This is a genomic window from Streptomyces sp. NPDC059247, assembly GCF_042754005.1.
Classification (GTDB): Bacteria; Actinomycetota; Actinomycetes; order Streptomycetales; family Streptomycetaceae; genus Streptomyces.
Map to the genome: position 1 here is coordinate 186180 of NZ_JBHYZW010000007.1, position 19758 is coordinate 205937.

Consider the following 19758-nt stretch of genomic DNA (forward strand, 5'->3'; position numbering starts at 1 on the left):
TTCTACCCACCCCGGGGCCGTCCGTCATCAGGTTTTACCCGAGGCGGGGTCCCGGTCCCGGGCCGCGTGCTCGTCGAAGACCCGCATCGCCTTGGCGGTGACGGGACCGGGCGCCGGGGACAGCTCCCGCCCGTCGATCCGGTGGACCGCCTGGACGTCACGGAGGGTCGAGGTCAGGAAGACCTCCTCGGCGCTCTCCAGGACGTCCAGCGGCAGATCGGTCTCCACCGCGCCCGTCCACTCGACGGCGAGGGCGCGGGTGATGCCCGGCAGACAGCCCGAGGAGACCGGCGGAGTGAGGAGACGCCCGTCGACCACGACGAAGACGTTGGAGCCGGTGCCCTCGCAGAGCTGTCCGACCGTGTTGGCGAAGAGCGCCTCGGACGCGCCCCGTTCCTTCGCCCTGGCCAGGGCGACCACGTTCTCGGCGTACGAGGTGGTCTTGAGGCCGGTGAGGGCGCCGCGCTCGTTGCGCGTCCAGGGGACGGTGATCACCGCGGTGGAGTCGGGGCGGCGGCCGGTCTCCCCGAGGGCGACGACCAGACCGGGACCCGCGTCACCGCGCTCCGAGCCGAGCGGGGAGAGACCGCCGGTGTACGTGATGCGAAGCCTGCCGAGCGGCATCGGGTTGGCCTCCAGGACGGCGGCGCAGGCCCGGCGGACCTCGTCGAGGTCCGGGTCGGGCAGTCCCAGACCACGCGCGGAGCGGGTGAGCCGCTCCAGGTGAAGGGTGAGAGCAAACGTTTCTCCCCGTTCGGCCCTGACCGTCTCGAAGATGCCGTCGCCGACGGTCAGCCCGTGGTCCAGCACCGAGACCCGGGCGGCCTCCTCGTCGTACAGTCCGCCGTTGACCCAGAGTTTCATCGAGAAATGGCCTTTCCGCTCGCCCCAGGGGCGCCCGACTCGTGGACGCCCGACGCTATCGCGACCAGCCGGGCCGCCTTGAGCTCGGTCTCCTCCCACTCGCGCTCGGGGTCCGAGCCCCAGGTGATCCCGGCGCCGGTCCCGAAGCGCAGCACGCCCTCCGGGCGGTCGATCCAGAAGGTCCGTATGCCGACGGCCAGCTCACCGGTGCCCGCGTCGGCGTCCACCCAGCCGATCCCCCCGCAGTAGGGCCCGCGCGGCGCGGTCTCCAGGGCTTCGATGATCCGCAGCGCGCTCGACTTGGGCGCGCCGGTGACGGAGCCGGGCGGGAAGGTGGCGGCGAGCAGCTCCGGCCAGCCCGCGCCCTCGCGCAGCCTGCCGCTGACCGTGGAGACGAGGTGGACCAGACCCGGGTGCTCCTCGACGGCGCAGAGTTCGGGAACGGCGACGGAGCCGGTCTCGCTGACGCGCCCCAGGTCGTTGCGGACCAGGTCGACGATCATCACGTTCTCCGCGTGGTCCTTGGGCAGCAGGTCGTCGGCGGTCCTGCCGGTCCCCTTGATGGGCCCGGAGGAGAGGAGCGCCCCCGCCCTGCGCAGATAGAGCTCCGGGGAGGCGGTGGCGATCTCCACGCCGTGGGCGGGCAGCCGGATCGTTCCCGCGTACGGGGCGGGGTTGCCGCGCGCGAGGAGCGAGGTCAGGGCGTCGACGTCGGCGGAGTCGGGGTGCGGCAGCGGCGCGGTCAGCACCCGGCAGAGGTTCGCCTGGTAGACCTCGCCGCGCGCGATGTGCTCGCGCACGCGCCGGACGCCCGCGGTGTACGCGGCGCGGTCGAGCGAGGACGTCCAGTCACCGGCGGCGGGTCCGCGCCAGCCGCCCGGGACGGGCGGCGGGACGGGGTCGGGCCGCACGTCCCCGAAGCGGGCGCAGGTCAGGCGCCCTTCGAAGTCCGCGCAGACGGCCCAGAAGCCGACGGAGTCCAGGGCCTCGGGGTCATGGGTGACGTCCCGGAGGTCGGTCGCGACGAGGCCGCCGAAGCGGGCCAGAGGAGCAAGGTCGTACACGTGTCGAGTCTAGGTCGGCCACCGGAGCGGTACCGGGGGCGCACGACGGGGGCTCCCCGCCACCGCTGGTGCACACCGGGTGAACGCCGTACGGACCCTCCGGGGGCCCCGGCCGGGCACCCGCGTCGGCCCGCAGGTCAGCACGCTGCGGAAACGCGTTTTTGTGCTGGCCCAGGAATCCGCTAGAGTTCAACACGTCGCCGGGACGCGCAAGCGAAACGGAAACGACAAGCGGACGTGGCTCAGTTGGTAGAGCATCACCTTGCCAAGGTGAGGGTCGCGAGTTCGAATCTCGTCGTCCGCTCGATGTGGGGGATCTTCCCGAACCCCTGTATTCACTCCTGGTGGAGTGGCCGAGAGGCGAGGCAACGGCCTGCAAAGCCGTCTACACGGGTTCAAATCCCGTCTCCACCTCCAAGGACGATTAGCTCAGCGGGAGAGCGCTTCCCTGACACGGAAGAGGTCACTGGTTCAATCCCAGTATCGTCCACTGGACCTTCGGGTCCTGGGTCTTCGGATCCCCCGCGCGATTAGCTCAGCGGGAGAGCGCTTCCCTGACACGGAAGAGGTCACTGGTTCAATCCCAGTATCGCGCACGCAGTACGCACCGCCTCCGGGCAGTGCGCGTGCATCCCGCGCGATTAGCTCAGCGGGAGAGCGCTTCCCTGACACGGAAGAGGTCACTGGTTCAATCCCAGTATCGCGCACCATCGAGAAGCCCCCGGCCGCACTTCGCGGCCGGGGGCTTCGTCGTTCCGCCGGGGAACCGCTCGGACGGCTCAGGAGGAGAAGAGCATCCGGCCGAAGCCGCGCTGCCGGTAGTGGCCGCCGCCGTGGTGACCACCGTGGTGGCCGCCGTGCTGCGGAGCACCCCAGGCGGGAGCCGCCGGGGCGGGCTGCGCCGGGTACGCCTGCGGGGCGGGAGGTGCGGGCGGGGCCTGCTGGACCCACTGGGACTCCAGTCGGGTCAGGGCCTCCAGCTCGCCGTAGTCCAGGAAGATCCCCCGGCAGCCGCTGCACTGCTCTATCTGGACGCCGTTGCGGTTGTACGTGTGCATGGCCGCGTGACACTTGGGGCACTGCATGGTCGGGTCAACTCCCTGACTACGCCGTTCGAATAGTGGCTTCACCCTATGCGGACGCTCCGGTGGGCGAAGCGGTTCGGAATCCCGCGATACGGGCGCAGGTGTCGATCATCACGTCCTCGACCTCGTCGAGCGGGCGGCCCCGCGCGGTCGACTTGGCGAGGGCCAGGGCGGCGGTCTGGACCGTCAGGGCGCGGGCCGGCAGGTCGAGTCGGGCCCAGGGGTCGGCGCCCGTGGCGGGGCCGCCCGCCTCCTGGTAGGCGCCGAGGAACCGGGACCAGACCTCCGGCGGCAGGATGCCCGCGGCGAACCAGGCGGCGGGGCGGGCGAGGTCCCAGGCCGGGTCGCCGAGACCGAGGTCGTCCACGTCGATGAGCCGCCAGGGCCCGGCGGACACGGACCGGACGTCACGGACCAGTTGACCGAGATGGAAGTCGCCGTGGCAGAGGAGGCGGGGGCCGTGGGGTTCCGGGGGGCCGGGATCGTGCGAAGGGCCGGGATCGTGCGGGATGCCGGGGGATTCCGGGGAGCCGGGGGCATGGGGGACGCCCGGGGTGGGCGGGATGCCGGGGACTTCCCGAGAGCCGGGGGCCGTACCGTCCCCGTGGGCGCTCCGGACGCCGGGGATCGTGTGCCAGGCGGCGAGAACCGTCGCGGTGGCCGGATGCTCCGGGGCCGTCGTACGCATCCGGGCGACCGCGAGGGCCGCCTTGAGCGGGGCCCGGGACTCCGGGAGCCGGGGCGCCCCGCCGGGCGGCGGCGTGCGGTGGAGCCGGGCGAGCAGTCGCGCCGCCTCCTCCCAGGGTGCGGCGTCGGGGTCCGCCGGATCGACCGGCGGTCCGTAGGGCCAGAGGCTGACGGGACGCCCGTCCAGCTCGCCGGACCCGCCGGGCAGGGGCGGCAGGAGGACGCCGGAGACGTCCGGGTGGGCGGCCAGCGCGAGGCGGGCGCGGTGCGCGCCGGGGTCGGTGCCGGGGGCGTGCGCCTTGGCGACCAGGTCCCCGTGACGTACGACGGTGCCGTCGTCCCGGTCGGCGAGCGTCCCGACCAGGCCGCTCGGGCAGGAGCAGGGGGCGCCGGAGCGGTGGGCGGCCGTGTGCGCGACGGCCGCGAGCCGCTCGGGCAGGGTCCGGGCCGGGCGGCCGTGGGCGCGGGGCGGGGCGGTGGGGTCCACGCCGGGAGCGTAGCGGGACGGGTACGGGCGGGGGACGGTCGGCTTCCGCCGGGGAGCGGGTACGCAGGCGGCTTCCGCCGGGGAACGGGGACGCGGGTGGCTTCCGCCGGGGAACGGGGACGCAGGCGGCTTCCGTCAGGGGCCAGGGACGCGGGCGGTTTCCGTCGGGGAACGGGGACGCGGGCGGTTTCCGCCGGGGGTGCGCGGGGTGGCCGCTCCTCCGGGTACCGCCGAGACGCTCGGGCTCTCGTCGGAACGAGTGGGGCTCGGCTTTCCCGGAGAGCGCGGGGCCGGGCGGCTCCCGCCGGAGGGTGCGCGGAGGCGGTCGGCTCTCCCGGGGGCGGTGGAGAGCGGTCGGCTCCCCCTCGGGTACGCGTCGGGGCGCGGCCGGAGTGGAGGAACAGGCCCGGGACGGCGGTGTCTTCGGGTACGCGCGGGGCGGTCGACCGGATGGGACCGGCCCGTCGGGCGGGTCGCGGACTGGATCCGCTCGCGTGGGAGAGGTCCGGCCGGGGTGCTTCGACGGCCGGTCGGCGGTCACGGGGACGAGAGGGGGCTGTCGCGGGGACACGCGGGGGCCGTCGCGGGGACGCGCGGGTGGCCGTCCGGGCGGGAACGCGCGAGGGGGCCGGTCAGCTCCCCAGCTGACCGGCCCCACGCTGCCGTCCGCCGCACCCCCGTCCCCACGGGGCTGATGGCCGGATGTCCCGACCCGGGCCGCTCTCCCGGGTCCGGGGCGCTGTCAGCGCCCCAGCATCGTGACCACGGACGACGCCTGTGTGACCACCGCTTCCCAGCCGCCGAAGACGACTACGAGCAGGGCCGCGAGAGGGAGGACCATGGCCGTGGCCACCAGGGGGTGACGTCGGCCGGAAGGCCCGGCGGTCGTCCTCGGTGCCGTGAATGCCATGGTTCCTCTCCTGTCGTCTTGGCGCGGCGGGTGCGTGACCTCGGGGGACGAGTGCTGCACCCGCCGCTTGATCTCAACTTTAGGGAGCGGGGGGCGCCGGGGCGTCATGCCCGCGTACCGACTTGCGGGCCTCCCGGAGGATGACTCCCGTCCGTGCGATGTACTCCCAGGGGTGGAGACGGGGGCGCGAAACCCCGGGTCTTCCCGGAGGGGTCGGGTGCCGGAGGCCCCGGAGAGCGGCGGGGCGTGACATCTGTCACTTCGCGGAGCGTGCCGTGCGCGGTCCGCTCCCCCGGGCCGTCCGGACGGGCCCCGGGACGCCGGGACCGGTTCCTCACCGGCCGTCAAGTGTGGTGACCCGGTGGGTGGTTGGGGTGGGCGCGCGGGCGGGCGCGGAGGGCGCGGCCTTCCCGGTACCGACAATCGATCCGGTGCGAGGGCGCGGCCTATGAGCGCGTGCGGGCGCCACTACGTAAGCTGTGCCACGTCGAACGGACGAGGGGACGGACATGGCGATGATGCGGCTCCGGCGCGAGGATCCGCGGATCGTCGGGTCGTTCCGGCTCCACCGCAGGCTGGGAGCCGGCGGGATGGGCGTCGTGTATCTGGGGTCCGATCGGCGCGGACAGCGGGTGGCGCTCAAGGTGATCCGGCCCGATCTGGCGGAGGATCAGGAGTTCCGGTCGCGGTTCGCCCGCGAGGTGTCGGCCGCCCGGCGCATCCGGGGCGGCTGCACGGCCCGTCTCGTCGCCGCCGATCTGGAGGCCGAGCGCCCCTGGTTCGCCACCCAGTACGTCCCCGGGCCCTCGCTGCACGACCGGGTCGCCGAGGAGGGTCCGCTGCGCGCCGCCGACGTCGCCACGATCGGGGCGGCGCTCTCGGAGGGGCTCGTCGCCGTCCACGAGGCGGGGGTGGTGCACCGCGACCTGAAGCCCTCGAACATCCTGCTCTCCCCCAAGGGTCCCCGGATCATCGACTTCGGCATCGCGTGGGCCACCGGGGCCAGCACCCTCACCCATGTCGGGACGGCCGTCGGCTCACCCGGTTTCCTCGCTCCGGAGCAGGTGCGCGGAGCGGCCGTCACCCCGGCCACCGACGTGTTCTCGCTCGGTGCCACCCTGGCGTACGCGGCGATGGCCGACTCGCCCTTCGGGCACGGCAGTTCCGAGGTCATGCTCTACCGGGTGGTGCACGAGGAGCCGCAGCTGCACGGGGTGCCGGACGCGCTGGCGCCGCTGATCCGGGCCTGTCTGGCGAAGGACCCGGAGGACCGTCCCAGCACGCTCCAGCTGTCGATGCGGCTGAAGGAGATCGCGGCGCGCGAGGCCCAGGGACTGCCGGTCTCCCGGCCCCCCGCGCAGCGGGAGCGGACGGAGGAGCGGCACACGCTCCGGCCGACCGAGCGGTACACCGAGCGGGACGCCCGGGACCGGGACCCGGAGCGGGCGTCCGAGCGGGGGCGCGGTGCCGGGGCGGCGAGGCCGTCGGCCGGGCCGCGTACGGACGGCGCGCGGGCGTCCCAGTCCCGGCCCGGCACCCGGCCAGGGGCCCGGGGCACGTCCACGGGGCGGCGTCCGGCCAACCCCCGGCTGCTGCGGCAGCGGCTCTTCGTCTTCGTGGTCGTGACGCTGGTCGTGGCCCTGGGCATCGCCGCCGCGCAGGCCCTCCAGGGCTGACCCGGCCGCGCCGGAGCCACGGGGACACCCACTCGGACCACGGGGCGCCCGCGACACGGGAACGGGCCCGCCGGAGAGGGCGGGCCCGTACGGCCTCGTGGACGGTCGGGGTCCGGGTGGACGAGGGCCTTCCGGACGCCCGGGTCCGTCTGGCGGGCGTCTGGCGGATCTCCCGGACGGTCGGGTCCGGCTGGCGGACCTCCCGGACCGGTCGGTCCGGGTTTACCAAAGCTTCCCGGACGGTCTGGTCCGGGTGACGGACCCTTCCGGACGCCCGGGTCCGGCTGCGGGGGCCAGGACGTTCCGGTCTCGCCGCCGGGCCTTCCGGTCCCGGGGCTACGACTCCGGGCGGCCCGTGGCCACCGCGTAGAAGGCGACCGCCGCCGCCGCTCCCACGTTCAGCGAGTCGACGCCGTGGGCCATCGGGATGCGCACCCACTCGTCCGCGGCGCGCAGCGCCTGCGTGGACAGGCCGTCGCCCTCCGCGCCCAGCATCAGCGCCACCCGGTCCAGCCGGTGCGGGGCCGCCTCGTCGATCGACGTCGCCTTCTCCGCCGGGGTCAGCGCGAGCACCTTGAAGCCCGCCTCCCGTACGGTCTCCAGGCCGCGCGGCCAGTTCTCCAGACGCGCGTACGGGACGGAGAACACCGCCCCCATCGACACCTTGACCGACCGCCGGTAGAGCGGGTCGGCGCAGTCGGGCGAGAGCAGGACCGCGTCCATGCCGAGCGCGGCGGCGCTGCGGAAGATCGCGCCGATGTTGGTGTGGTCGTTCACCGACTCCATGACGACCACCCGGCGGGCACCGCCCAGCAGGTCGGCGGCGTCCGGGAGCGGCTTGCGCTGCATGGAGGCGAGGGCGCCCCGGTGCACGTGGTAGCCGGTGACGCGTTCGGCGAGGTCGGGCTGGACGGCGTACACCGGCGCGGGGACCTCGTCGATGACGTCCCGCATGACGTCGACCCACTTGGCGGAGAGCAGCATGGAGCGCATCTCGTAGCCCGCCTGGCGGGCGCGGCGGATGACCTTCTCGCCCTCCGCGATGAACAGGCCCTCGGCCGGTTCGCGTCTGCGGCGCAGTTCGACGTCGGTCAGGCCGGTGTAGTCGCGCAGGCGCGGGTCGTCGGGGTCGTCGATCGTGATGAGTTCGGCCACGAGGTGATACTGCCTTGTCCGGGGAGTGGTGCCAATGTGTGCGCGGGGTTCTGTTACCCGTGGTTACAGGTGCGGTCGTCCGCCCCGGTCACCTGACCAGGCGGTCGGGGCCCTCGGCGACCACGTCGCCGATCACGATGACCGCGGGCGGGCGGACCTCCCGCGCGACGACGGTCTCCGCGACCGTCGCCAGCGTGGCGTCCACCCGGCGCTGCGCCGCCGTGGTGCCCTCCTGGACCAGGGCCAGCGGCGTCTCCGGGTCCTTGCCGTGCGCGATGAGCGCCTCGGCGATCTTCCCTATCTTGTCGACGCCCATGAGGATCACCAATGTGCCGGTGAGCCGGGCCAGCGACGCCCAGTCGACGAGCGAACGCGGGTCGTCGGGGGCCACGTGCCCGCTGACCACGGTGAACTCATGGGCCACGCCCCGGTGCGTGACCGGGATGCCCGCCGCGCCCGGCACCGAGATGGAGCTGGAGATGCCCGGCACGACCGTGCAGGCGATGCCCTCGGCGGCCAGCGCCTGCGCCTCCTCCATGCCCCGGCCGAAGACGAACGGGTCGCCGCCCTTCAGCCGCACGACCGACCGGCCCGCCTTCGCGTGCTCGATCAGCGCGTTGTTGATGGCCTCCTGCGCCATGAACCGGCCGTAGGGGATCTTCGCCGCGTCGATCACCTCGACGTGCGGGGGCAGTTCGTCCAGGAGGTCGCGGGGGCCGAGGCGGTCCGCGACGACCACGTCCGCCTCGGCGAGCAGCCGACGGCCGCGCACGGTGATCAGGTCCGGGTCGCCGGGTCCGCCGCCGACCAGGGCGACGAAGGGGGCACGCGCGCGGTGCTGCGGCGCCGCGAGGGAACCGTCCCGCAGCCCCTCGACGATCGCGTCGCGCACGGCGGCGGAGCGACGGGGGTCGTGGCCGGTGAGGACGGCCACGGTCACGCCCTCGCTGCGGCCGGTGGCCGGGGTCCAGGCGGTGGCCGCCTCGGCGTCGTCCGAGCGGACGCACCAGGTGCGGGTCCGCTCGGCCTCGGCGGAGGCGGCGGCGTTCGCCGTCGGGTCGGTGGTGGCCACCAGCGCGTACCAGGCGTCGGTGAGGTCGCCCTCCTCGTACCGCCGCCTGGTCCAGGTGATCTCGCCCGCCTCGGCCATCGCCTCCACGGAGGGGGTCGCGGACGGCGAGACCAGCGTGATGTCGGCGCCCGAGGCGATCAGGGCGGGGAGCCGCCGCTGGGCGACCTGTCCGCCGCCGAGGACGACGACGCGGCGGCCGGCGAGGCGCAGTCCGACGGGGTAGGCGGGGTGCGTCGCGTTCTCGGCGCGGTCGGCGTGCTCGGCCATGGGTGAGCGGCTCCTCGGGGCGTGGCGTGTGCGGGGCCGCTGCGGCTGTGGAGCGGCTGGTGGGACACGGTGTGTCCGCGTCCCACGATATCCGCGACCCGGGGCGGTCACCCTGTGACGGACGTCCCCGGTCGCGGGGCTGCCGGGGCCGCTCCCGGAAGCGGCGCGCCTCCCGGCCCGGTGGGACGGGAGGCGCGTCGGCCGGGAGCCGCGCCGGAGCGGGCTACTTCTCGGTGACTCCCGCCGAGTCGAACGTGGCCACCTCGTGCATCGCGCGGGCCGCGCTCTGCACCAGCGGGAGGGCGAGCAGCGCGCCCGTGCCCTCGCCGAGGCGCAGGTCCAGGTCGACCAGGGGGCGCAGGCCCAGCTTGTTGAGCGCGGCCACGTGGCCCGGCTCGGCGCTGCGGTGCCCGGCGATGCAGGCGGCGAGGGACTCGGGGGCGACGGCCCGCGCGACGAGCGCCGCCGCACCGGTGGACACGCCGTCGAGGATGACCGGGGTACGGAGCGAGGCCCCGCCCAGGATCAGGCCGACGAGGGCCGCGTGCTCCAGACCGCCGACCGCCGCGAGGACACCGATCGGGTCCTCCGGGTCCGGCTTGTGCAGGTCGAGGGCGCGCCGGACGACGTCCACCTTGCGGGCGTGCGTGTCGTCGTTGATGCCGGTGCCCCGGCCGGTGACCTCGGCCGGATCCACACCGGTGTAGACCGAGATGAGGGCGGCGGACGCGGTGGTGTTCGCGATGCCCATCTCACCGGTCAGGAGTGCCTTGTTGCCCGCGGCGACCAGGTCGCGGGCGGTCTCGATGCCGACCTCGATCGCGGCGAGCACCTCCTCGCGGGTCATGGCCGTGCCGATGGTGAAGTCGGCGGTGCCCGGCCGGACCTTGCGGGGCAGGAGGCCCGGGGTGGCGGGCAGTTCGGAGGCGACGCCCACGTCGATGACGCAGACCTCGGCGCCCACCTGGTGGGCGAAGGCGTTGCAGACCGCTCCCCCGCCGAGGAAGTTGGCGACCATCTGGCCGGTGACCTCCTGCGGCCAGGGGGTCACGCCCTGGGCGTGCACCCCGTGGTCACCGGCGAAGATCGCGACGGCGGCGGGCTCCGGGATCGGCGGCGGGCAGACCCGGGAGAGCCCGGAGAGCTGGGCGGAGATGATCTCCAGCATCCCGAGCGCCCCGGCCGGCTTGGTCATCCGCTTCTGGCGCTCCCAAGCCTCGCCGAGCGCCTTGGCGTCCAGCGGGCGGATGTTGGCGACGGTCTCCTGGAGCAGGTCGTGCGGCTCCTCGCCGGGCAGGGCCCGGCGGCCGTACGTCTCCTCGTGGACGACCCACGCCAGCGGGCGGCGCTTGGACCAGCCCGCCTGCATCAGTTCGGGCTCCTCGGGGAACTCGTCGACGTAGCCGACGCAGAGGTACGCGACCACTTCGAGGTGCTCGGGGAGGCCGAGGGCGCGGACCATCTCGCGCTCGTCGAAGAAGCTGACCCAGCCGACGCCGAGGCCCTCGGCGCGGGCGGCCAGCCAGAGGTTCTCGACGGCGAGCGCCGAGGAGTACGGGGCCATCTGCGGCTGTGTGTAGCGGCCGAGGGTGTGACGGCCGCCCCGGGTGGGGTCGGCGGTCACCACGATGTTGACCGGGGTGTCGAGGATGGCCTCGATCTTCAGTTCCTTGAACTGCTTCGCCCGCGCCTTGGGCAGCGACTCGGCGTACGCCTCGCGCTGGCGCGCGGCCAGTTCGTGCATCGTCTGCCGGGTCTCGGCGGAGCGGATGACGACGAAGTCCCAGGGCTGGGAGTGGCCGACGCTGGGGGCCGTGTGGGCGGCTTCCAGGACCCGGAGGAGGACCTCGTGCGGGATCGGGTCGGAGCGGAAGCCGTTGCGGATGTCACGGCGCTCGCGCATGACCCGGAGCACCGCCTCGCGCTCGGCGTCGTCGTAGCCGGGGGCGGGGGCCGGGGCGGGGGCGGAGTCGGCCACGGGACCGGTCCCAGCGTCCGGGGCGTCGTCCGTGACGGCGTCCGGGGCGGCCTCGGGGTTCACGGGAGCCTCGGCGGGCTCGGTGGTTTCGGTGATCTCAGCGATCTCGGCGGTCTCGGTGGTCTCCGCGACGACGGCCTCGGGCGCCTCAGGGGACTCAGCGGTCCCTTCGGCCTCGGGAGCCGCTTCGGTCGCAGAAGCCGCTTCGGCCTCGGGGGCCTCACCGGCGGCGGGGACCTCTTCGGACTCGGGAGCCTCGGGGGTCTCGGGGGTCGCCGCGCCCTCGGACGCTTCGACGGCCTCCGGGGACTCAGGAGTCTCCGGGGACTCCGGGATCTCCACGGCCTCCGGGACCTCCTGGACCTCCGCGGTCCCGGCGCTTCCCGTGTCCTCCGTGGGTACGGCGGGCGCCTCGGCGGCCGGTACGGGCTCCGCCACGGGCTGGGGCAGGACGTCGGCGGGGGCCGCTTCCTCCTGTACGGGCGGGAGGGCCTCGGCGACGGCTTCCACCGGAGCCTCGGCGGGGACCGGCTCGGGGGCCACCGGGGCTTCCGCCTGCTCGGTCGCCGGGCTCGGCGGCTCCACCGGGCTCTCGGGAGCGGGCGCGGCCACCGTCTCGGCGGCGGGCGTCCCGGCCGGGGCCGCCTCGGGCACGGGCTCCGGCGCGGTCTCCGGCTCCGGCGCGGTCTCCGGGGTCCGCTCCGGCTCCGGTGCGGCGGCCCGGGGAGCCTCGGTGACGGGCTCGCCCTCGCGCGGGGCGGGGACGAGGATCTCGGGGGCGACGGCTTCGGCGGGCTCGGCCGGGGTGGCCGCCACGGGCTCGGCGGGCGCCTCCTGACCGGCGGCGGCCGGAGCCTCGGGGGCGGGTGCGACGGCGGGCGCCGGAGCCTCCTCCGGGGTCCGGTCGGCGGCGGGCGCCGGGTGCGGGGCGAGGTGCGGGGCGGTCGGGACCGTGCCCTCGACCTGGACGAACTCCGGGGCCGGGACGGCCGTTTCCGCTTCCACCGGGAACGGGCGGGCCACCGGCGCCTGGGGCTGCGCGGCCCACGGCTCGGCGCCCTGCGGCGCGAGCTGGTCCTGCGGGACGTCGAGGTACTCGGGGCCGGTGGTCGGCGGGCCCGGGACGCTCACCGGCACCGGGGCGGGCCCGGTGGCCGCCGTCGGCTCGGGCGCGGCGGCCGGGACGGGCTGCGGGGCGGGCGCGGCGGCCGGGCCCCGGTCGGCGAGGGAGAGCACGACGCCGCCGGACTCGGGGACGGGCGGGCCCATGTGGAGCGGACGGCGGGCGGCGGCCGGGGCGGGCGGCGGCACCTGGACGCCGCCGAGGTCGACGGAGCCGGTGTCGTGGCCCGCGGTCCCGTGGGCGCCGGTGTCGAGGATGCCCGGCTCGTAGCCGTGGTCGGTGACGGTCTGCTCCTGCGGGGCGACGGGCACGCCGTGCGCGGGGGTGCCCGCGAACTGCTGGGCCGGGACGCCGTGCGCGGGAGTCCCGAACAGCTCGGTCGGCACGCCGTGGGCGGGGGTACCCATGGGCGGGGCGACCGGCACGCCCGTGGGCGGGGTCTGCTGCTGAGGGGCGGTCAGGACGTCGCCGAGGGCCACGGCGTCCAGCGGGGCCGTCAGCGGGTCGGTGAGCGGGTCGCCGGACGGGGCCGCCGGGTGGGGCAGGCCCTGGTGGGGCGCCGTCTGGTTCGGGAGCGACAGCGGCGGCGGCACGGCGACGGGGGGCGCGGGCACGACGCCGGGCGGATGCTCGCTCCAGGCGCCCTGGGCGCCCGGCATCAGCAGTACGTCGTCGTCCTCTGCGGGGTGTTCGGAGGGGTCCAGGAAGGCGTACGCGCCCGGTGCGGGGATGCCCGGCTGCTCGACCATGCCTGCGTTCTCCGGCAGTCCCTCGCCCGGGACCTGGCCGGTGTCCGTCATGCGTACCCCTCGCCCATCGCTTGTGTTCCTTCAGACCCGCGCCCGTCGACAAGAACGAGCACGCGTGCCGCGCGGCACGAAAGGACGCGCGGACACCTCTACATTGTCGCGGCCCCCGGCCCCGGAGGCAGGGAGATTCGCCACGGTGCGCTGTGGACTGCGCCACGTCGCACGGTCCCCCCGGGTGGCGTACCACGTCACTGGCGTGAATCAGCCATCCATTCAGGACATTGACGAACGAATCACCGAACGTCCGGACGCGGTACAACAATCCGCCAGCCTACCCCGCCGTGCGGAGCTCCCTCGTCAGGGGGAGCGCTCGACCCTGCGTCCGGACAGCAGGAACACGACACAACGCTCCCGTTCCGACCAGTCGCCGGGATCGAGTCCGACGGTCTGGAGGAGGAGGCTCTCGACCGCGTAGCCGCCGTCGGCGAGGGCGGCGCCGATCGCCTCGGCCTCGTCCCGGGTGGAGGCGTGGGCGACGATGCGCTCCGGCCGCCGGTCCGTACAGGCGCTGACGACGGCGACCCCGCCCGCCCCGATCCGTACGACATCGGGTTCGGGGAGGTCCTCCAGGACGTGCGGGGCGCGGCCCTGGACGGTCTGGAGGGGTACGCCGTGGCTCCGGGCGGCCCGTTCGGTGCGGGCGCGGGCGGCCGGGTCGGCGTCCACGGCGATGACGGCGGCGCCGAAGCGGGCCGCCTCGACGGCGAAGGCGCCGCCCGCGCAGCCGATGTCCCAGACGAGGTCCCCGGGGCGGGGGCCGAGCCGGGCGAGCTGGGCCGCGCGCAGGGAGGGGTCCTCGCCGGTGCCGGGCCGGGGCGCGCCGGGCTCGGCGGGGCCGTACTCCCCCGTGGGGAGGCCCCAGCCCCGTACCGGGCGGGCGGCGGGGTCCTGGCCGGACAGCCAGGGGGCGGCGGGGGTGGTGCCGGTGGCTCCGCCGCCGATGACGAGGACGACGTTGGGGTCGCGCCAGGTGTGGTCGGCGGCCTTGTCGGAGGTGAGGACGGACACGCGTTCCTGCGCGGTGCCGAGCTGTTCGCAGACGACGAAGGTGCGGTGGACGCCGTCGAGGAGGAGGGCGAGTTCGGCGGGTCCCGCGCCGGGCGAGGTGAGGACGGCGACCTTGGGGTGGGCACGGCAGACGTTGACCGCGCGGCGCAGGGTGCGCTGGTGGGCGACGACGGTCCGGGCGTCCTCCCAGGGCATTCCGGCACGGGCGAAGGCTGCGGCCACGGCGGAGACCGCCGGGACGACCTCGACCTCCAGGCCGTGCTCGGGGGCGCGCAGGGTGCGGACGACGCCGAAGAAGCCGGGGTCCCCGTCGGCGAGGACGACGGCGGTGCCCCGGTGACCGGCGATGCGGCGGGCGGCGAGGTCGACGCTGCCGAGGCGGACGCGTTCGGCGGCGGGCGGTACCTCGGGCAGCGCCAGGTGGTGCGCCGCGCCCGCTACGAGGGTGGCGGCCGACAGCGCGGACCTGGCCGCCGCGGTGAGCGGCGAACCGTCCCAGCCGATCACCGTGACGCGGTCGGCCATCGTCGTCTGTCTCCTGAGGTCGTCTGAGGTCGTCGCAGGTCGGAAGCGTGCCGAGCGTACCCCGCGCCGGGCGCCGGGGCTCAGCTCCAGTCGGTGGAGGAGGAGTATCCGGCCTCGGCCATCTGGTCGGCGACCCCGTCGAGGTCCTCGGGGAGGAGGCCCCAGAGGATGAAGTCGGTGCGCAGTTCGGTCCAGCCGCCGTCCTCGGTGCGGGCGCGGGCTATACAGGCGTCGCGCAGGACGCCCTCGCTGATGCAGCCGATCTTCTGGGCGACCTGCTGGGAGGCGGTGTTGTCGGCCGCCGTGCGCAGTTCCAGGCGCTGGAACCCCTGGTCGCCGAAGAGCCACTGGGCGGTGGCGAGGGCGGCTTCGGAGGCGTATCCCTCGCCGCGCGCCCAGGGGGCGACGATGTAGGAGAGTTCGGTGGAGCGGACCCGCCAGTCGGTCCCGCCCAGCCGGACGACGCCGACCAGGCGCTGGGTGAGGAACTCGGTGACGGCGAGGTCGATGCCCCGGCCCGAGGCGCGTTCGGCGGGCGCCCGCTCGGCGATCCAGGCGCGGGCGGTGGCCTCGGTGAAGGGCTGTGGCACCGGGATCCAGGCGACGACCAGCTCGTCGTTCATCATCTCGGTGAGGGCGGGGACGTCCGCTTCTTCGAGCGCGCGCAGCACCAGCCGGTCCGTGTTGATGGAGATGTCCGGAAAGGTGGTAGTCATGCGCAACTCCATGCCGAGGACCGTCCGAATCGAGCGTGAACGCACAGCATGCAGTATGCGGACGCCGCCGCGCATGGCCGGGTGGGATGTCGGGCGGGGGCACGGCGAAGGCCCCGCGCACCGGACGGGATGCGGGGGCCTTCGACACAAGGGCGGTACGGGGGAACCGGTCTGACGGTCCCTCGGATTCCGCTTCCCTACTTGGCGGCACCGAAGGCCGGGATGACCGAGCCCTTGTAGGTGTCCTCGATGAACTTCTTCACCTCGGGCGAGTTGAGCAGCTCCGCGAGCTTCTGCACCCGGGCGTCCTTCTCGTTGCCCTCCTTGACGGCGAGGAAGTTGGCGTACGGGTTGCCCTCGGACTTCTCCAGGGCGAGGGAGTCCTTCGCGGGCTCCAGCTTGGCCTCGATGGCGTAGTTGCCGTTGATGACGGCGGCGTCGACCTCGTTCAGGGCGCGGGGCACGGTGGCGGCCTCCAGCTCCTTGAACTCCAGGCCCTTCTTGTCCGTGATGTCGGAGATCTTGGCGTTGGTGCCGACGCCCGGCTTGACGGTGATCAGGCCGTTCTCGGCGAGCAGCTGGAGGGCGCGTCCGCCGTTGGTGGTGTCGTTGGGGACGGCGATGGTCTGGCCCGCCTTGATGTCCTTCAGCGACGTGAGCTTCTTGGAGTAGAGGCCCAGCGGCTCCAGGTGGACGTTGACCACCGGGACGACGTGGGTGTTGTTCTTCTTGTTGAAGTCGTCGAGGTACGGCTTGTGCTGGAAGAAGTTGGCGTCGACCTGGCCGGACTCGACGGCGGTGTTCGGCAGGACGTAGTCCGTGAACTCCTTCACCTCCAGCTTCAGACCGGCCTTCTCCGCCAGGTTGTCCTTGACGAACTTCAGGATGTCGGCGTGCGGCGTCGGGGACGCGGCGACGACGAGCGGCTTGTCGGCGGCGGCGCCCTTGGCGGACGACGGGTCCGAGGAGGTGCCGCAGGCGGTGAGGCCGAGGGCCAGGGCGGCGGTGGTGGCGATGCCCGCGGTGAGCTTGATGTTCTTGCGCACGAAGAGTGCCTCTTTCCGGTGGAGCGGTGGAGCCTGGACAACAAGTCCGGGCCTGTTCTTCGAAGGAAGAAGTCTGGGGGGCCGGGGGGCCTCAGGCGGTGCGTCCCCGGCGGGCGAGGAGCCGTACGACCAGGTCGCCGAGGAGCTGGACCACGGTCACGATGACGACCAGGAGTGCCACGGTGACGAGCATGAACCGGGTGTCGAAGCGCTGGTAGCCGTAGGTGACCGCCTTGGCGCCGAGGCCCTCGCCGCCGACCGCGCCGGCCATCGCGGAGTAGCCGATGAGGACGATGACCGTGGTGGTGACGGCGGAGACCAGCGAGGGCAGGGACTGCGGGAGCAGGGCCTTGCGGATGATGGTGGGGATGCCGCCGCCCATGGACTGGACGGCTTCGACGAGCCCGTGGTCGACCTCGCGGACGGCCGTCTCGACGAGCCGCGCGAAGAAGGGGATGGCGCCGATGGAGAGCGGCACGATCATCGCGGTCGGGCCGATGAAGGTGCCGACGACGAAACTGGTGAAGGGGCTGAGGGCGATCAGCAGGATGATGAAGGGGAGCGAACGCCCCACGTTCACGATCGCACCGACGACCTTGTTCACCGGCAGGTTCTGCAGCAGTCCGCCCCGGTCGGTGAGGACGAGGAGGATGCCGAGCGGGAGGCCGCCGAGGACGGTGACGACGGTGGCCCACAGGACCATGTAGAGCGTGTCGAGCGTGCCCTGCTCCAGCAGGGGCTGCATCTCGGACCAGGTCACTTCGCACCTTCCTTCACCAGTACGTGCGCCGGGGCGGGCACGGTGGCCGGGGCGTCCGGCTCCTCGACGAGTTCGACCTGGAGGCCCTGCTCGCGCAGGAACCCGACCGGGACGACGTTGTCCTCGTACCGTCCGGGCAGTTCGATCCGCATCCGGCCGATCTGGCGGTCGCCGACGGTGTCCATCGCCGCCCCGAGGATCGAGATGTCGATGTTGTACGTGCGGGACAGCTGGGAGATGACCGGCCGGGTCGCGGCCTCGCCGTGGAAGGTGACGTCGACGACCGTGCGGTCGGCGTCGGTGTGGCCGCCGCTGACCGGGAAGAGTTCGGCCGCCAGCTGGGAGCCGGGGGTGGCGAGCAGTCCGCTCACGGTGCCGGACTCGACGACCCTGCCGTGCCGCATCAGCGCGGCGGAGTCGCAGATCGTCTTCACGACGTCCATCTCGTGCGTGATGAGCAGGACGGTGAGGCCGAGCTGCTGGTTGAGGTCGCGGACGAGCTGGAGGATGGAGCGGGTCGTCTCCGGGTCGAGGGCGCTGGTGGCCTCGTCGGAGAGCAGGACCTTGGGCCTGCCCGCGAGGGCGCGGGCGATGCCGACGCGCTGCTTCTGGCCGCCGGAGAGCTGGCCGGGGTAGACCTTGGCCTTGTCGGCGAGTCCCACCAGGTCGAGGAGTTCGAGGGCCCGCCGGGAGCGCTCGGCGCCGGAGACGCCGAGGATCTCCAGGGGGAGCTCGATGTTGTCCTTCACCGTGCGGGAGGACAGCAGGTTGAAGTGCTGGAAGACCATGCCGATGCCGCTGCGCGCCCTGCGCAGGTCCTTGCCCGCGCGGCGGCCCCTCCCCGCGAGGGCGGTCAGGTCGACGCCGTCGACGGTCACCGTGCCGGAGGTGGGGCGCTCCAGGAGGTTGATGCAGCGGATGAGCGAGGACTTGCCGGCGCCGCTCTGGCCGATCACGCCGAAGACCTCGCCCTCGCGGACGTGCAGGTCGACACCGTCCAGAGCGGTGACCTGACGGCCGCGCGACTCGTAGACCTTGGTCAGGCCCGAAGTGGTGATCACAGGGGTTTCCGTCACTGTCGAGTGCGCGACGCGGAGTCCGTCACGCACGGGGCATTCGTCAATTCGGACAGTCGGGCGCACCAGGACCGCTCCGGCGGGGGCCGGGAGTCGGCGGGGTGCGCGGGACGGGCACGGTCCACCGCCGGATGGCGGTCGGAACGGCACGGCCGTCGGTCTCGCTTCGGGGCGCGAGACTCAGGCGGGGGCCCTCAGAAGGCGCGCATTCGACACATACAACGAGCACCGGGCGTCGTGATCGCCTCGGTCGCAAGGGTGCGGCTGCTCGTCGTGGTCATGGCTGAAGTAAACCATGCGCAGGTGCGAACGAAAGGAGGGCGTCCGCATACCGGACGCACATGAGATGCCCGGCGGTCGGCGCGGAACCCTCTGTTCCGTCCCGTTTCTCCCGTGTGGCCTGCGGGGACGGGGCTCCCGGACCGCTCCGTCCCGGGGGTACGGAGGAGGGGGCGCGGGCCCCGGTTGTGGCCAAGACCACCTCGGCGCCCGTCCGCGCCGCTCCCCGCCCGTCTGTCCCCTCGTGCCCCTTTGTTCCCCTCCGCCGTGCGCCTCCGCACGCCGCCGGGCCCCGCCGGGCGGTTTGCGAGGCGGACGGAGCGGTGGGGGCCGAGCGCATCGGACCTTTCGGACCGTAATACCCTCGGGCGCATGTCTGACGCCCTGACGGTCGCGGTCTCCGTGGCCGCGCTCGCCCTCGCCGCCTGGTGCGGCTTCGCCGCCCTCCGCGATCAGCCGACCAAGGACTGGCACTTCATCGGCATGGCCGTGGTGACCTTCCTCGTCCTGGTCCAGCTGATCGTCGGGATCGTGCGGCTGGCGGGCGGCGAGAAGGCGGAGGAGGGGGCGACGATCTTCGTCGCCTATCTGCTGGGGGCACTGTGCGCGGTGCCCATCGCCGGTTTCATGTCGCTCGCGGAGCGGAGCCGGTGGGGTTCGGCCACGGTGGCCGCCGGTGCGGTCGTCCTGGCCGTGCTCGAAGTGCGTCTCTACGACATCTGGACGGTGGGCTGACCATGACCGGGACGCGGGAGCGGGACACGACGGACACGAGGAACCGGCTCGTCACGGGCCCCGGCATCCTCCTCGTGTGGCTGTACGGCGTGATGTCGGTCGGCGCGGTCTCGCGCTCGATCTACCAGATCGCCACCGAGTTCGACCGTGCGCCGCTCGCGTACGGCCTGTCGGCGGTGGCCGCCGTGGTCTATGCCTTCATCACCTACACGCTGGTGCGCGGCGGGGAGAAGGCCCGCAGGGCGGCGCTGGTGTGCTGCGCCGCCGAGCTCGCGGGCGTCCTGGTGGTCGGGACGTGGACGCTGGTCGAGCCGTCCGCCTTCCCGGACGCCACGGTCTGGTCGGACTACGGCTACGGCTACCTCTTCATCCCGGTGCTGCTGCCGCTGACCGGCATGTGGTGGCTGCGGAGGTCGCGCGGCACGGAGTCCTGAGG

The 19758-nt window shown here is 73.9% G+C and carries 16 protein-coding genes and 5 tRNA genes; 8 read left to right on the forward strand and 13 right to left on the reverse strand.

Annotated features, from left to right (window positions below; all coding sequences use genetic code 11):
* Positions 1 to 27: 27 nt before the first annotated feature.
* Together ACFXGN_RS16160 and ACFXGN_RS16165 are read right to left on the reverse strand one after the other, a co-directional pair.
* Positions 28 to 864 (reverse strand): aminotransferase class IV, encoded by an 837-nt coding sequence (locus ACFXGN_RS16160; RefSeq protein ID WP_384858943.1) that lies wholly within the window; start codon positions 862 to 864, stop codon positions 28 to 30.
* Complete coding sequence (locus tag ACFXGN_RS16165) at positions 861 to 1928, reverse strand: chorismate-binding protein (protein WP_384858946.1); 1068 nt, start codon at positions 1926 to 1928, stop codon at positions 861 to 863. Before ACFXGN_RS16165 ends, ACFXGN_RS16160 begins: the two co-directional genes overlap by 4 nt.
* Before the next feature lie 231 nt (positions 1929 to 2159).
* On the opposite strand from ACFXGN_RS16165, the gene ACFXGN_RS16170 reads away from it, so the two are divergent.
* From ACFXGN_RS16170 to ACFXGN_RS16190, 5 genes are all read left to right on the forward strand, one after another.
* Positions 2160 to 2232: transfer RNA gene (locus tag ACFXGN_RS16170), tRNA-Gly, on the forward strand.
* A 39-nt stretch (positions 2233 to 2271) separates the two neighbouring features.
* A tRNA-Cys gene (locus tag ACFXGN_RS16175) sits at positions 2272 to 2345 on the forward strand.
* Between the two features lies 1 nt (position 2346).
* Positions 2347 to 2418: transfer RNA gene (locus ACFXGN_RS16180), tRNA-Val, on the forward strand.
* Between the two features lie 34 nt (positions 2419 to 2452).
* Positions 2453 to 2524: transfer RNA gene (locus ACFXGN_RS16185), tRNA-Val, on the forward strand.
* Between the two features lie 39 nt (positions 2525 to 2563).
* Positions 2564 to 2638, forward strand: a tRNA-Val gene (locus ACFXGN_RS16190).
* Positions 2639 to 2707: 69 nt separating this feature from the next.
* On the opposite strand, the gene ACFXGN_RS16195 is transcribed toward ACFXGN_RS16190, so the two are convergent.
* From ACFXGN_RS16195 to ACFXGN_RS16205, 3 genes are all read right to left on the reverse strand, one after another.
* Positions 2708 to 3013 carry a zf-TFIIB domain-containing protein gene (locus ACFXGN_RS16195; protein ID WP_384858949.1) on the reverse strand — a complete coding sequence of 102 codons (306 nt, stop codon included), beginning with the start codon at positions 3011 to 3013 and terminating at the stop codon, positions 2708 to 2710.
* A gap of 46 nt (positions 3014 to 3059) precedes the next feature.
* The gene (locus ACFXGN_RS16200) at positions 3060 to 4187 is read right to left on the reverse strand and encodes a phosphotransferase (protein WP_384858952.1); all 1128 of its coding nucleotides are present in this window, start codon (positions 4185 to 4187) and stop codon (positions 3060 to 3062) included.
* Between the two features lie 742 nt (positions 4188 to 4929).
* Positions 4930 to 5097 (reverse strand): hypothetical protein, encoded by a 168-nt coding sequence (locus tag ACFXGN_RS16205; protein WP_351787418.1) that lies wholly within the window; start codon positions 5095 to 5097, stop codon positions 4930 to 4932.
* 509 nt (positions 5098 to 5606) lie between these two features.
* On the opposite strand from ACFXGN_RS16205, the gene ACFXGN_RS16210 reads away from it, so the two are divergent.
* On the forward strand, positions 5607 to 6773 hold the full coding sequence (locus ACFXGN_RS16210) for a serine/threonine-protein kinase (RefSeq protein WP_384859182.1): 1167 nt from the start codon (positions 5607 to 5609) through the stop codon (positions 6771 to 6773).
* A 336-nt stretch (positions 6774 to 7109) separates the two neighbouring features.
* On the opposite strand, the gene ACFXGN_RS16215 is transcribed toward ACFXGN_RS16210, so the two are convergent.
* The 8 genes from ACFXGN_RS16215 to ACFXGN_RS16250 form a co-directional block, all read right to left on the reverse strand.
* A complete protein-coding gene (locus tag ACFXGN_RS16215; protein WP_384858955.1) occupies positions 7110 to 7928 on the reverse strand; it encodes a TrmH family RNA methyltransferase in 819 nt (272 codons plus the stop codon).
* Between the two features lie 88 nt (positions 7929 to 8016).
* A complete protein-coding gene (gene cobA, locus ACFXGN_RS16220; protein ID WP_384858957.1) occupies positions 8017 to 9267 on the reverse strand; it encodes a uroporphyrinogen-III C-methyltransferase in 1251 nt (416 codons plus the stop codon).
* A 223-nt stretch (positions 9268 to 9490) separates the two neighbouring features.
* Positions 9491 to 13168, reverse strand: coding sequence for a nicotinate-nucleotide--dimethylbenzimidazole phosphoribosyltransferase (cobT, locus tag ACFXGN_RS16225; RefSeq protein ID WP_384858960.1), 3678 nt, complete (start codon positions 13166 to 13168; stop codon positions 9491 to 9493).
* A gap of 306 nt (positions 13169 to 13474) precedes the next feature.
* Positions 13475 to 14710 carry a precorrin-6y C5,15-methyltransferase (decarboxylating) subunit CbiE gene (gene cbiE / locus ACFXGN_RS16230; protein ID WP_384858962.1) on the reverse strand — a complete coding sequence of 412 codons (1236 nt, stop codon included), beginning with the start codon at positions 14708 to 14710 and terminating at the stop codon, positions 13475 to 13477.
* A gap of 80 nt (positions 14711 to 14790) precedes the next feature.
* Positions 14791 to 15426, reverse strand: a complete 636-nt coding sequence (locus ACFXGN_RS16235; RefSeq protein ID WP_384858964.1) for a GNAT family N-acetyltransferase — start codon at positions 15424 to 15426, stop codon at positions 14791 to 14793.
* A gap of 197 nt (positions 15427 to 15623) precedes the next feature.
* Positions 15624 to 16472, reverse strand: a complete 849-nt coding sequence (locus tag ACFXGN_RS16240) for a MetQ/NlpA family ABC transporter substrate-binding protein (RefSeq protein ID WP_384858967.1) — start codon at positions 16470 to 16472, stop codon at positions 15624 to 15626.
* Positions 16473 to 16563: 91 nt separating this feature from the next.
* A complete protein-coding gene (locus ACFXGN_RS16245; protein WP_384858970.1) occupies positions 16564 to 17232 on the reverse strand; it encodes a methionine ABC transporter permease in 669 nt (222 codons plus the stop codon).
* Positions 17229 to 18293: a methionine ABC transporter ATP-binding protein gene (locus ACFXGN_RS16250; protein ID WP_384858973.1), complete on the reverse strand. Its 1065-nt coding sequence runs from the start codon at positions 18291 to 18293 to the stop codon at positions 17229 to 17231. The genes ACFXGN_RS16245 and ACFXGN_RS16250 overlap by 4 nt, the downstream gene beginning before the upstream one ends.
* A 666-nt stretch (positions 18294 to 18959) precedes the next feature.
* Between ACFXGN_RS16250 and ACFXGN_RS16255 the strand changes: the two genes are divergently transcribed.
* Both ACFXGN_RS16255 and ACFXGN_RS16260 read left to right on the forward strand, forming a co-directional pair.
* Positions 18960 to 19322: a hypothetical protein gene (locus ACFXGN_RS16255; protein WP_384858976.1), complete on the forward strand. Its 363-nt coding sequence runs from the start codon at positions 18960 to 18962 to the stop codon at positions 19320 to 19322.
* Positions 19323 to 19324: 2 nt separating this feature from the next.
* Positions 19325 to 19756, forward strand: coding sequence for a hypothetical protein (locus ACFXGN_RS16260; protein ID WP_384858979.1), 432 nt, complete (start codon positions 19325 to 19327; stop codon positions 19754 to 19756).
* Positions 19757 to 19758 lie beyond the last annotated feature (2 nt).

Bases quoted from the DNA above. Each gene is read 5' to 3' on its own strand.
- ACFXGN_RS16160 (WP_384858943.1), bottom strand. From the start codon at position 864: ATGAAACTCTGGGTCAACGGCGGACTGTACGACGAGGAGGCCGCCCGG.
- ACFXGN_RS16260 (WP_384858979.1), top strand. From the start codon at position 19,325: ATGACCGGGACGCGGGAGCGGGACACGACGGACACGAGGAACCGGCTC.
- cobT (WP_384858960.1), bottom strand. From the start codon at position 13,168: ATGACGGACACCGGCCAGGTCCCGGGCGAGGGACTGCCGGAGAACGCA.
- ACFXGN_RS16205 (WP_351787418.1), bottom strand. From the start codon at position 5,097: ATGGCATTCACGGCACCGAGGACGACCGCCGGGCCTTCCGGCCGACGT.
- cbiE (WP_384858962.1), bottom strand. From the start codon at position 14,710: ATGGCCGACCGCGTCACGGTGATCGGCTGGGACGGTTCGCCGCTCACC.
- cobA (WP_384858957.1), bottom strand. From the start codon at position 9,267: ATGGCCGAGCACGCCGACCGCGCCGAGAACGCGACGCACCCCGCCTAC.
- ACFXGN_RS16235 (WP_384858964.1), bottom strand. From the start codon at position 15,426: ATGACTACCACCTTTCCGGACATCTCCATCAACACGGACCGGCTGGTG.
- ACFXGN_RS16195 (WP_384858949.1), bottom strand. From the start codon at position 3,013: ATGCAGTGCCCCAAGTGTCACGCGGCCATGCACACGTACAACCGCAAC.
- ACFXGN_RS16255 (WP_384858976.1), top strand. From the start codon at position 18,960: ATGTCTGACGCCCTGACGGTCGCGGTCTCCGTGGCCGCGCTCGCCCTC.
- ACFXGN_RS16210 (WP_384859182.1), top strand. From the start codon at position 5,607: ATGGCGATGATGCGGCTCCGGCGCGAGGATCCGCGGATCGTCGGGTCG.